General features: G+C 28.4%; 6 protein-coding genes. All 6 read right to left on the bottom strand.

The annotated features are described in order from the left end of the window. Window positions 1-7: 7 nt before the first annotated feature. Window positions 8-7,441, bottom strand: coding sequence for a sugar-binding protein (locus JJC01_07050; protein ID UDN59605.1), 7,434 nt, complete (start codon window positions 7,439-7,441; stop codon window positions 8-10). Between the two features lie 399 nt (window positions 7,442-7,840). After that, complete coding sequence (gene dnaJ / locus JJC01_07045; protein ID UDN59604.1) at window positions 7,841-8,995, bottom strand: molecular chaperone DnaJ; 1,155 nt, start codon at window positions 8,993-8,995, stop codon at window positions 7,841-7,843. A 208-nt stretch (window positions 8,996-9,203) separates the two neighbouring features. Next, window positions 9,204-11,051: a molecular chaperone DnaK gene (gene dnaK, locus JJC01_07040; protein ID UDN59603.1), complete on the bottom strand. Its 1,848-nt coding sequence runs from the start codon at window positions 11,049-11,051 to the stop codon at window positions 9,204-9,206. Between the two features lie 93 nt (window positions 11,052-11,144). After that, window positions 11,145-11,765 carry a nucleotide exchange factor GrpE gene (gene grpE, locus JJC01_07035; GenBank protein ID UDN59602.1) on the bottom strand — a complete coding sequence of 207 codons (621 nt, stop codon included), beginning with the start codon at window positions 11,763-11,765 and terminating at the stop codon, window positions 11,145-11,147. 29 nt (window positions 11,766-11,794) lie between these two features. Then, complete coding sequence (gene hrcA, locus JJC01_07030; GenBank protein UDN59601.1) at window positions 11,795-12,814, bottom strand: heat-inducible transcription repressor HrcA; 1,020 nt, start codon at window positions 12,812-12,814, stop codon at window positions 11,795-11,797. 102 nt (window positions 12,815-12,916) lie between these two features. Then, window positions 12,917-14,092: an oxygen-independent coproporphyrinogen III oxidase gene (locus JJC01_07025; protein ID UDN59600.1), complete on the bottom strand. Its 1,176-nt coding sequence runs from the start codon at window positions 14,090-14,092 to the stop codon at window positions 12,917-12,919. Window positions 14,093-14,248: the final 156 nt, after the last annotated feature.

The following is a 14,248-nucleotide window of genomic DNA, read 5'->3' as shown; positions in this document are numbered from 1 at the left end:
ATTTATATTATACACTTAAAACTTTTTTTAACTTATAACCAACCTTACTAGCAACAAAGTTAAGAAATAATGGAGCTAATATTACAGAGGCAACATATCCTACTTTTTCAAGTGTACTTAAAATCTTTCCATACCCTTTAACAGTTTTACTTTCATACCAAGTGTTCCACCACTTACTATTACTTATCCATGGAGCTTCAACTTCTCTACCTTCTTTATAAAATTTTATGTTTTGCATAAAATTTGCATCATTACGTCGTTTATATATAAATCTAAGCTCTCTTTCTGTATAGCTTCTTTTTTCATGAGTATTGTAGCATATACTTCTTATATTCAATCCATCTAACACAAACCTTATAGTTTTTCCTGATGCAACAGTAAACAACATTCCTGCTTTACACCCAGATATGATTCTTCTTTTTATTGAAGAAGGGCTACTATCTCTAGGTAATTTACTTCCTAAAAAATTATGCTCTAGAAAAGCCATAAATCTAGATACAATAGGAGTTCTTATAGTCATCCCATTAATTGCTACTTTACCTTGACCATAAGTCTCACCTCTTTGCACTCCCAAAAACAAGTTATTCATATTGTCCACTACTATGGGTCCTACACCTAAACGGCTACGTCCATTAGCTGCTCTAACTTCATTCATATAAATATCTTTAGACCTTGATTCATGCAATCCGTAAAGTAAATCATCTCTTTCAAAGGTAAAATTATCACCTATATCCATTCCAAAATCATCACTATATCTAATAGGATTATTTATAGTAAATGTGTATAAATTTAAACCATTCACTTTACCAGCAGGGTCAGCTGAAACCCATCTCCCAATATGAGACGCATAATACCTTTCCCCATAATAATATAGTCCTGTCGATAAATCTCTCTCTTTTGCTGAATACCTGTATTCCTTTAGATTAACTTCTCTATCATCTTCTCCTAAAATCAGAGCTGTTCCACCATATGGATAGTATTCCTCATAAGTTATTAGTTCTGCATTTTCATTTATCTCTACACAATATGAGCCATTACTATTATCTAACTGATATTTAAAAAAGTACTTATTAGTATTTTTAGTCTCTCGTTGTCTTTCATCAATATTCCAGAAATAGATCATTGATATACATTTCTTATCATCCATTACCTTTATAGATTTTCTACTTAAAATTATAGTTTCATTTTTATTATTTATCCTCTTTATCTTTTTAATTTCAAAATTACCAATATAAAATTTTTCTTCTATCTCAAAAATATTTGTATTTATCTTTCTTTCACTAACTTTTCTTACACGTTGACCATTTGCATCATATATATAATAATCACTATCACATATTTCATCTTCTCTAGTTAAAGTATCTACATGAGATATATTATTTTTGTAATTCCAGCAAATTTGAGAAATAGTTTCTAAGTTTCTCATATTACCATTTTCATCAAAATTAGTTTCATAATATAATTCATCTTTATTTCCATACTTAATACCACGAGAATGATTTGATTTTTTATCAATATCAATAGATTTAATCCATGTTAAACTATCTGATATATGCTTTATAGATACTAAATTTTCTGAATCATCATATCCGTACATCTCTCTATAATTTTCAATTTTTTCACTATCATTTATATGTAATGTTCCTAGTTTAATGTATTTTGAATTTCCAAAGCCACAACCTGATTTATCTGCAATAACACCTGAATGTTTCCTCCCAGTTGCATTAATTAATTGATACATAGCATCGTATGTGTACTCCATTACAGGACTTATTTGTTTTTTGCTTTTTAATATTGCTTCCAAAGAACTATCTATTATAGTCATAACATTTCCACATGGGTCAAATATATATTTTAACTCTTGAAATGTGCTCATCTCATTACCTTTATCTGCCTCATTTTTATTTATTGTCCTTATAGACTTAATTCCTCTCAACCTATAATCTATATCATCGTAAGTATACTGAGTAATTAAACCATTATTCATATAAATCTTAGTTCTTTGCTTATTTGCATTGTACTCTATATCTTTTATAAAATTGTATTCTTTGTTTTCTTCAGATAAAAATACATCTACACCATTTAATAGACCTAATTGATTATACTTGGCTTTATATATACTTAAATCTGGTGTAATTTCTATTTTTAATCTTTCAAGTGCATCATACTTATATTTAGTATGAAATACATCTTCTTCAAGCTGAACACTACTTATTTTATCCCAATTAATTTCATTCTTATAATCGGAAGCAAACTGTCTACTAACACTAATAGCCTTACCATTCAAATCATAAATATCTGAGATAGCTATACCTGCACTATCATAATGTTTATAAATTTTGCCTATTAGGTTCCTACTTTTCACCTTTTTAATATCTTGATTATAAAATTCTCCATAAACATACTTTTCTACAGTTTGATTTATGTTTAGACCAATTTCACATCTTCCATCAACATAAATTTCTTTAATTCTTTGTAGATTATCATAATATATTTTTTTATGAAAACCTCTTAAGTCCCATAAATGTGTAGGCTTATTATACATATTTAATAGGTTTAACTTTATACCTGCATCTGCACTTTCTACATAAATTTCATTACCTTTCATATCATAAAAATACTTAAAATTACAAAAATCTGTTTTTTCACTAATGTTTGAATAATACAATCTTGCATCTACACTACGCTTAATCTTACCAGTTACATCTATATCATTAAACGTTGTTAGACAACTCTTTTTCATAAAATCTATTAACTCATTACTGCAACTTTCATATTTCTCATCTATCTCTAATTTAAAATTACTACTATATGGTTGAAATTTTTCAGATACCCATCCACTTAAAATTTTGTTTTCTTGAATCTTGCTTGGTTTTATATATTCCTTACCCAAAAGCTCATTCCATATATCATCTACACTTATACCTCTTTTACAAGCTATCTCTTTAAATGAATCCTTATAAACTTCACCTAGGTTATCCCTTATAAATAGATATTGATTTCCCATATTATCAAATACTTTTTTTTCAGGGGTATTATAAAATTTACTAGCTTTTAAAAGTGCTTTTTTCTCATATTCTTGTTCTACAGTAGGATTTTCAGGATAATTATTTATATATTCATTGAAATAATCTGAATCTACTAATGTGTCATTTTCATCATAGTGAATTTCCTCCCATGGAGAATACTTAACTTTAGTAAATACATTCTTTACTATAGAACATTTTGATGGTATACCTTTAGCTTTTTCAATCTTCACAACCCTAAGAATTGAATCATAATAAATAACTTCTGATGCAGTTAATATATTATCTAGATATTTTTGTTGTTCATATTCAGAAGTTGATGAAAAATATGGCTTAAACTGCTTTATAGGTTTTCCCTTATTGTTGTACACTACTCTTCCGGACACTTGCCAACGTTCATCCACATACCCAGTTGATACTTCTCCTAACTTGTTATATATAAGATTTCCTTTGTTATATAAGATTGCTTTTCCTGAATCAACTTTAGTTTTTTGTTCTATATTTCTACCAAAACCATCTGAAAAACCTATATTAATTTGAACCTTATCTTCTTCCTTAGTTTGAATCTCACTTAAATAATTCTCTCTTACAAGTTGAATAAAGCAAGCTGGTTTTTTATTATCACTCCATTCCCACAAATCATAAAAGAAAAATTCAGATGCCATTTGTAAATATTTTTGATTATTTTTTATAACCTCTTTAAACGTAGCATTCTCTAAATATTTATATATATCTAAATCTCCGTTTCCCTGAAAACTTTCATCAACAATACCATAGTTAGATTTTGCAATTACCATTGCTAATGGATCAAAAATAACTTGATATATATTACCATTTATATCTTTCAATTGTTTTGGTAAAGTAGTTATATAGTCAATTATAAACTCTGATTCATTTGATATTTGCTCAGACAAATATTCTCCTATTTTAATTGGAAATAATCTATATTCATCATACTCAATATATTTTTTACAATATAATTTTGAATCTTTTTCTATAAATAAATTTTCATTTGATATAGGCATAAAAAATCCATTTTCTTCTCTAGTAAAATAACTTTGAACAAGCCCTCTATTCCACCAATAATTTTCTTTTTTGATATAACCACAATCTTGAACTAATATATTATCATTTATCCTATCCGCAAATATATCATTTACTAAAGTTTCTGGCATAACAGCAAATTCCTGATGATGAAGTAACGCTTTATCAGTTATCTTTCCTAAATCCAGTAAATTATCCTGATGCTCATTCCAAAAATATTTTCTATCACAAGAAATACATCTAGCTTGTACTTTTCCTTTTTTGAAACTTTCATTGTAATTTACTACATTACAAAAAGATTCATTTGTTATTGTTTTGATTTCATCATATGAAAAATAGATTTTTCCATTTAATGATACTTCTCCTATCTCAAATAAACTATGTTCATATGCAATTCCAATTAAATTAAAATCTTCAGTTTCATTTATAAATTTTGTACATTCTGCTGTTATATTAAGGTTGTATTGTTTACTATAAACACTATTTTGGTTTATTATTTTAAACCTTCTTGGGTAATATACTTCACAAGATTTTTCTATATTACCAAACTTATCTACATCTAATATAAATTTGTGTGCTATACGTGGGTCTTTTACTAATCTTTCATAATTGTATGTTATACACTCAGTTGGATGAGAATAAAACACACCAAAATTATTTTCTATTTTATCTTGAAGCTTTACTATCTTAAAGTTAGTTTCAGACACAGTATATGGTATATCTGAAATTTCTATATCACTATCTAATCCATAAGTTTCTTCACGCAAAATTTTTCCAGCTAAAGAGATATATGCCTCTCTCAGTTCTTCTGAATCTTTTTTGTTAATAGAACTATCTAATATAATATCTGGTAGTACATAGGCATCCAAATCTTCAGAAAAAAAGTCTTCTTCATTAAGTTTAGATATATTTTCTAATTGATCACAACACCCTGTATGATACCATTTTTTTATATAAGTAGTAGGTACTATGAGTGGATTTTCTAGACTTGAATTAATCTTTTCTGAGTTCCAATTTTCAACAAACCCAAATCCTCTAAACTTTCGTTCCACATAATCATAATAACCAGAATGATATTTGTAATATTCTGTAAATTTAGATTCTGAAATCTCATCAATAAACTCTATCTTTTCCACTACATGTAGTGGAAATGGTAACTTTGTCTGCCATTCTTTACCTAAAGCCCTATCTTCAAGATAAAACTTTACAGAACTAGAATAAGTTATATTTGTCAACATACCTAAAGAATTATCTATATTAGTTAATAAATATGGCTTTGAGTTATTTGTAAAATCATAAACATAGTGCTTTATTATTTCTCCTACCTTTGTAAATATCATACAAGAAGCTCCATTTCCATTTACATCTTCAAAGTTTATTTGGTCAAACTTTGAGTAATTCTCTGGTAATGGTATTGATATTGCATCACTAAATCTATTGCCACTTAAATTTAGATATATATCTACTCTATCTAAATATACATAACACATATCCATAGTTCCCGAACCATCAATATCTGCAAAATGAATTCTTGATATATCCAAATCTTCATCAAACTTTGGTGCATTTCTCAACAATATTTTTTCTCCAAAATTACCATGACCACAATTTGGCCAACATTCAAAACATCCATTTCGGACTCTAATTCTATGATAAAGACCGTCTCCAAGTACATTACCAAATCCAATAAATTCATTTATGTTTTCACTATTCTTATATGGAAATTCTCCTGAACTTATTCTATTTCCAAAATCAATTCTATTTGCTCTACTAAAACCACTTTTTTTAATAGATGAATACACATTTAGGTAATCATCTCCAAATATAGCAATATCTATTAGTCCTCTTCCATTTATATCAACCATTTCTTTTCTACTGCTTCTTGTAAATTCCATAGGAAAATATTCAAAATCCATATATTGTTTCCAATCTCCATTACTTTCACACTCATAAAATCCTGCTCTTTCTGTTTTTGAAACAATAAAGTTCAATTTGCCATTACCTTCAAGACTCATTAAAAAATAATTAGAGGAAGTTAAATCTTTTTCAATAGGAAACTTAATTGGTTTTTCTAAAAATCCATATTTTCCATCTCCTTCTGCTCTCCAAAAAAATGTAGACTCTTCATTGCTCATTAAAATTCCTGGTAAACCATCACCATAAATATCTATAAAATTAAACTCAGTTTTTTGTAAATATCCTTGTAAATTAGAATCATCTTTTGTTTTTAATAAATTGAATTTTTTATTATTTGGATTAAAACTAGAATATCCTAACTTTATTGGAGGCATAGATTTTAAAAAATAACTATTATCTTTATTCCTTCTGTATCCTTTCAGTTGAACTTCTGATAGCATAGACATTTGCAGTGTTTCTTCATATTTTAAGTTAGTTACATTTACAAGGCATGGTATCTCTCCAAGTTCATTTTCAAATTTATGAAACATTAATATATTTCTACAAAGCCTACAAATTCTTATTTCAAATCCACTTCTATATGACGAAAAAGAATCTTTTCTCACTTTCCACATATTTGTATATACATATGGATTCGACTGACTCGTTTTTAATAAAGTATCTTCTAATTCATATTCACCATAATCAAAGACCACTTCAAAGGCCCATTTTTCTTTTTTTTGTTTATCAAAATAGTTCCCATATCTTATTTTATGTATATATTTATATGAATCAAATCTTCTATCTACATAATTAGATTTATCTATTATATTTTCATTATTTTCTTGTTTATAAATATACTCAATTTTATTTCCTTTTGAATCAAAACTTTCTTCAATAAGCCACATAAATATTTGACTGTCATTGTTTGGATTTGCAACTTTTGAATTTAAAGACTTGCCATAGATTGATGTAATGTTATCTTTTGTAGTAATTTTCCAATAAGAACTCTCTTTACTCTTCCAATATTCTATTCTTGAAAAGTCTCCTTCTACTCTAGGTAAATATGAAGTCACTTCCCATGAGGAATTTAAATTTTTTGATTTCTTCATTTGTTTTCTATTATCACATGTTTTTACAAGTTCTGATGAATTAGATAATATAAACTTATCCAAAATATCCTCATATGTAGGCACACCCTTCTCCGTATTTCTAGATATATAAGGCAATGAAATAGAAAATCCTAATCCAAATGGACCATTCCCAGCACCAGAGTTATAATTTAAAGAAATATCTGGTTCAAAACCTCGACCTTTTGAAGTTTTTATTGGTATAGAAAAATTTCCAACTCCTGTAAATGGATTTGAACTAAAAGTCTCACCCATACCTTTTATTGCGCCACCACCTTTAGGCATAGATACTTCACCTATAGAAATTGTTCCATTGTTAAACACACCTTTATTATTACTTTCCATATGATTAACACCGCCTATAATTTCATTAGATTTTCTTTTTATATCCTTTTTTCTAAATTTTCTGATAAATTATACTATAAAGTATATAGATATTTAAAAGAATATTCAACAATTTATGCGTAACTGGTCGTCTAAAATGTACATTTGGTCAAAACAATTATTTTATAAAAAAAAGTTATATAGTTAATACCTGCCACAAAGCTCACGTTAAAAAACATAAGTATTTTTGTCATCAACTACATTATAATGGTGAGTATTATAAAGAAATTATTTATACATATTTTACATACTCAAAATTAAAAATAGCCAATATAAAAATCATATTATATTAATTCAAAATCTTATAACTAAATAATTTAGATTCTAAAGAATATGATTACATTATATTGGCTATTTTAACTACTTTTTCTTAAACATATCTTCTATTTTCTGTCCGAATGTTTTTTTCTTTTCGTGGACGTTCGACCCGCACTCCTTCGCAAATTCTCTTAACAGATCTTTTTGCTTATCATTTAATTTTTTAGGAATCTCGACTACAACTTTGACATATTGGTCTCCTCTTGAATTACCTCTAATTCTAGGAATTCCTTTTTCTTTAAGTCTAAATACAGTTCCAGTTTGTGTTCCTTCTGGCACACTATACTTAACTTTTCCATCCAAAGTAGGTACTTCTATTTCATCACCTAAGGTTGCTTGAACAAATGTAATTGGCATCTCAAAGTAAATATCATTTCCATCTCTAGTAAATAATGGATGAGATTTTACATTAACTACAATGTATAAGTCTCCTCTTGGAGCACCTTTTTCTCCCACTTCACCTTGACCAGCAAGTTTTATCATTTGACCATCATCTATACCTGCAGGTATATCTACTTCTATAGTCTTAACTTTTCTTGTGTTTCCAGTTCCATGACATTTGCTACAAGGAGATTCAATTACTTCTCCAGTTCCATTACAAGTACTACAAGGTCTTGAGCTTGCTATATTTCCAAATGGAGTTCTTTGAACAGTTCTAACTTGACCAGTTCCATTACAAGTTGAACAAGTTTTCTTTGATGTTCCTGGTTTTGCTCCAGTTCCATCACACTCATCACATTCTTCACTTCTATTTAGCTTTATAGACATTTTTTTACCAAATGCAGCTTCTTCAAAAGATATAGTAACATTTTGTCTTATATCTGCACCACGTTGTGGACCTCTTCTTCTTTGTCTTCCACCTCCGAAGCCCCCTCCAAACATGTCACCAAATATATCTCCAAACATATCTTCAAATCCACCAAAGCCTTGGCCATTAAATCCACCTTGGCCTCCAAAGCCTCCTTGACCATTTAGCCCATCATGTCCAAATTGGTCATAAGTCTTTCTCTTTGTATCATCTGAAAGTACTTCATAAGCTTCATTTATTTCTTTAAACTTTTCTTCAGCCTCTTCATCACCAGGGTTTCTATCTGGATGGTACTTCATTGCTAACTTTCTGTAAGCTTTTTTTATCTCTTGAGCTTCTGCACCTTTACTGATACCTAAGACTTCATAATAATCCCTTTTTGTACTCAAAAATTGACACCACCTTCATTTTACAAAACGATAGCTTGTAGAATAATAAACTACAAGCTATCATTAATTCTTATATTCTACTTTAAGTTATATAATCTATGATATATTATATTCTTTATGATGTATATTGTCCATATATCTTTAATATCTATATGATTTTCATAAATAATCTATTCTTCAATTATCATTTGATGTTATATTATATAGCTTATTTATCTTCATCTACTTCTTTAAAGTCAGCATCTACTACATTGTCATCTTTAGGTCCATTATCTTGAGCTTGCTCTGCACCTTGTGCTGCTTGTTGTTCTTGAGCTGCCTTTTGGTACATTTCTTGAGATACTTTTTGGAACTTAGTCATTACTTCTTCTGTAGCTTTCTTAAGTTCTTCTGCTGTAGCATCTTGATTATCTTTTACAACTTTTAAGTCTGCTATTGCTTTTTCTATATCTTCTTTATCACTTGCACTTATTTTATCTCCAAGTTCATTTAAAGTTTTTTCAGTTTGATATATAGTAGATTCAGCTTGGTTAAATGCTTCTATTTTCTCTTTTTTCTGTTTGTCAGCTTCAGCATTCATCTCAGCTTCTTTTATTTTTTGTTCTATATCTGCTTCTGATAAATTAGTATTTGATGTTATAGTTATTTTTTGTTCTTTTCCTGTACCTAAATCTTTAGCTGAAACATTAACTATACCATTTGCATCTATATCAAATGTAACTTCTATTTGAGGTATTCCCCTTTGTGCTGGTGGTATATCAGTTAATTGGAATCTTCCTAAAGTTGTATTGTCATAAGCCATACTTCTTTCACCTTGAAGTACATGTATATCAACAGCTGTTTGGTTATCAGCAGCAGTTGAGAATACTTGAGATTTCTTAGTTGGTATTGTAGTGTTTCTTTCTATTATCTTAGTCATTACATTACCCATAGTTTCTATACCAAGAGATAATGGAGTAACGTCTAGTAATAATAAGTCTTTAACATCTCCTGCTAAAACTCCTGCTTGTATAGAAGCTCCTGCTGCAACACATTCATCTGGGTTTATACCTTTATGAGGATCTTTTCCTATAAATTTCTTAACAGCATCTTGAACTGCTGGTATTCTTGTAGAACCACCAACTAGTAATACATCATCTATTTCACTTGTAGAAAGTCCTGCATCTTGTAAAGCTCTCTTAGTTGGTTCCATAGTTTTTTCAACTAAACCTCTAGTTAATTCTTCAAATTTAGCTCTTGATAAATCTATATTTAAATGCTTTGGACCTTCTGCTGTAGCAGTTATGAAAGGTAAGTTTATGTTTGAATTCATTGTTGATGATAATTCTTTCTTAGCCTTTTCTGCTGCTTCTTTCAATCTTTGAAGAGCCATTTTATCATTTCTTAAATCTACACCTTCAGCTTTTTTGAATTCATCTGCTAAATAGTCTATTACTATTTGGTCGAAGTCATCTCCACCTAATCTATTGTTACCAGCTGTAGCTAAAACTTCAAAAGTACCATCACCTATTTCAAGTATAGATACGTCAAAAGTTCCTCCACCTAAGTCAAATACTAATATTTTCTTTTCTTGGTCTAATTTATCCATACCATAAGCAAGAGCTGCTGCTGTTGGCTCGTTTATTATTCTCTTAACATCTAGCCCTGCTATTCTACCAGCATCTTTAGTAGCTTGTCTTTGAGCATCTGTAAAGTACGCTGGAACAGTTATAACTGCTTCTGTTACTGTTTGTCCTAAGTAACTTTCTGCATCTGATTTTAATTTTTGTAATATTATTGCTGATATTTCTTGTGGAGTATATGATTTTCCATCTATATTCACTTTGTAATCAGTTCCCATGTGAGTTTTTATTGAAGTTATTGTTTTATCTGCATTTGTAACTGCTTGTCTTTTTGCAGGTTCTCCAACTATTCTTTCACCATCTTTTGTAAATGCCACTACTGATGGAGTAGTTCTCATACCTTCATTATTTGCTATTATTTGTGCTTCTCCACCTTCTAATACTGCAACACATGAATTTGTTGTTCCTAAATCTATTCCTATTATTTTTCCCATGACTAAAAATCCTCCTTGAGTAATTGTATAATTAAATTTTACTTATTTGTGTATTTTATATTAGGCTAAATATTTTAACCTTAATTTATATACTTAGCAAGAAACTTTAACCATTGAAGGTCTTATAACTTTAGTTCCTAGCTTATATCCTTTTTGAAGTACCATCACTATTTGATTTGCTTCTACTCCATCTACACTCTCTTGCATAACTGCTAGATGTAAGTTTGGGTCAAATTCCTTAGATTCTGCTTCTATTTCTTCTACTCCAAATTTTACTAGAGTATCTATTAATTGTTTATGTACAAGGCTTATACCCTTATACATAGTATCTTCCTTATCTTCACATGCATCTAAGGCTCTTTCCATACTATCTATAACTGGTATTAACTCAGTTATTATTTTCTCATTTGCAAACACACCAATTGTTTCTTTTTCTTGTTGAGTTCTTCTTCTATAGTTTGCATATTCGGCTTGAAGTCTTTGATATTTGTCATTTAATTCATCTACTTCATCTTTTAATTTTTTTTCTGCTAATTTAGAATTTATATCTGTTACATTTTCATCATCAGCTTTTTCTTCATCAGTTTTTTCGCTTGACTCTTCACATTCTTCATTAACAACTTCATCTTCTAACTCTACTTGAGTTTCAGATTCTTGGTTAATAGAAGTATCATTTTCTTCTTTTACTTCTTGTTGCTCATTTTTTTTATCCAAGACTTTACACCCCTCAATTTAAAATTTCTTTACTTTCTATTAATTAATAAACTCATATAATTTATTATAGAGTAAATTCTAGCGTAATCCATTCTTGTAGGTCCTATGAAGCTTATTCGCCCAACTAAGTCTCTGTCTACATTATAAGTTGCTGTAACTATACTACAATCCTGTGCCAATTTACAATCATTATCACTACCAATTATTATATTTAGATTTTCTTTTTGTATTCCCTTTGATTTAATTATGTCAGCTATTGTTTCCTTTCTTTCTAACATATTTAAAAATGACTTTGCTTTTAACACATCATTGAATTCTGGATAACTAAATATATTAGTGGCTCCATTTAATGATAGAGAAAAATCTTCTTCTTCCATATTTGAGTTTAGGGCATTTAAAAGTTCATCTATAAACCCTGAATACTCACTTATTTCATATTTAATAAAAGCAATCAGATTATCATCTAAATCTGTTATACTTTTTCCTAAGAGCTTCTTTGTAAGATTATCAGAAATCAAATTTAACTTAGATTGATCTAAATATACATTAGTTGTAAGGTTAGCTTTTTTTAAGTCCCCTTTATCTGTTACAACTATAAGTAAAATATTATTGTCATGCATAGCAACTAACTGTATATGCTTTATGACGCTTTGATTTATTAAACTCTTAGTAACTGCTACAGTTGTGTAGTTAGTTAATTGAGATAATAGCTTAGACGTTTCATGAATTAATTCTTTTATATGATTTATGTTATGATTCATACATTGTTCAATAAGAATCTTATCATTATCATCTAATTCACTTTTACTCATAAGAGAGTTTACATATAACTTATAGCCTTTTTCAGATGGAACTCTACCCGCAGAAGTATGTGGCTGAATTAAATATCCTAATTCTTCAAGGTCAGCCATTTCATTTCTTATGGTGGCAGCACTAACACCTAAATCATGCCTTTTAGATATTGTTCTAGAACCTATAGCTTCAGCTGTTTCTATATAATCTTTAACTATAGCTTTGAGGATATTTAATTTTCTTTCATTTAATTCCATATTATTATACCTCCTAGCTGTTAGCACTCACTAAGTTCGAGTGCTAAAAAGATTATATATATTATATACCATTATAAATTTATTTTGTCAACACCCTAAAAATCATTCCATAAATTCTATAAATATACTATTAGATATTTCTCTTCCCTTTTGAGTTAATTGTATTCCCTCAAAGCTTTGGTTTATAAGGTCTCTAGCTAGTAACATTTCTATCTGCTTACTGTATTTTTTTCTAAAATCTATTCCAAAATTTTTTTCAAAATCTTTAAATTTTATTCCCTTATTCATTCTAAGGCCCATAAATATCTTTTCTTCTATCATATCTTTTATAGAAAGATTTTCACTATCTTGTATTGGCTTCTCTCCTTTAATCAGACTTAAATGATAATCCTCTAAAGATTCTAAATTATTATATCTATTATTATCAATATAACCAGAAGCTCCTGCTCCAAGACCTATATAGTGTTCACATTCCCAATATAAAATATTATGTTTACAATTATAGCCTTCTTGTGAGTAATTTGATATTTCATATTGATTGTATCCTTTTGATTTTAAATAGTTTATTGTATACTCATACATTTCTATATCTATATTTTCATCTATAAGGTCAAATTGATTATTTTCATACATATTATACAGTTCAGTACCTTCTTCTAATATAAGAGAATATGCTGATATATGTGTTGGATTTAAATCTGTAACTTTTTCAAGAGTTTCCTTCCAATCACATAGTGTTTGATTGGGAAGACTATACATTAAGTCTATGTTAATATTTTTAAATCCTACACTCAGTGCGTCCATATAGTTTTTCTCAAATTCTTTATAACTATGTATTCTTCCTATAAAGTTCAAATGCTTTTCTTGGACAGCTTGTAACCCTATGCTAAGTCTATTGATACCAACTTCTTTCATAGTTTCTAATTTTTCTAGTGTCAGTGTGCCAGGATTGCATTCTATGGTTATTTCTGCGTTTTTGTCTATATTGAATTTTTCTTTTACACTTACAAATACTTCTCTTATTTCTTCAGATGTCAAAATACTAGGTGTTCCTCCACCTATAAATATACTTGTTATTATATCGTTTTTGTCTATATTGAAATCTTCTTTATTTTTGTATTTATCATCTCTATTTAATTTATTACTGTATAACTCCATTTCTATTTTCAAATCTTCTATATATCTTTTTTTTGAATCTAGGTCCATTTTATAAGAATTAAAATCACAATACTTACATTTTTTCACACAAAATGGGATATGTATATAAAGTCCTAACATTTTATATTCCTCATTTCTTAAAATTATCTTAAAGCATCAGTTATTAAATTATAAATCAAACAAAATAACTCATCAAATAACATATAAAGCATCTTCACTATGTAATATCATAAAAAATTTGGATAAAAGTAGATTTTTACTTTTATCCAAATTTTT

Source organism: Clostridioides sp. ES-S-0010-02 (genome assembly GCA_020641055.1).
GTDB lineage: Bacteria > Bacillota > Clostridia > Peptostreptococcales > Peptostreptococcaceae > Clostridioides.
Note: the sequence above shows the minus strand (reverse complement) of the source record. Positions and strands in the feature narration are given on the sequence as shown.

What these genes read in the sequence shown, in the direction of transcription:
- JJC01_07050 (UDN59605.1), bottom strand. Translation starts at nt 7,441, where the DNA reads ATGGAAAGTAATAATAAAGGTGTGTTTAACAATGGAACAATTTCTATA.
- dnaK (UDN59603.1), bottom strand. Translation starts at nt 11,051, where the DNA reads ATGGGAAAAATAATAGGAATAGATTTAGGAACAACAAATTCATGTGTT.
- hrcA (UDN59601.1), bottom strand. Translation starts at nt 12,814, where the DNA reads ATGGAATTAAATGAAAGAAAATTAAATATCCTCAAAGCTATAGTTAAA.
- JJC01_07025 (UDN59600.1), bottom strand. Translation starts at nt 14,092, where the DNA reads ATGTTAGGACTTTATATACATATCCCATTTTGTGTGAAAAAATGTAAG.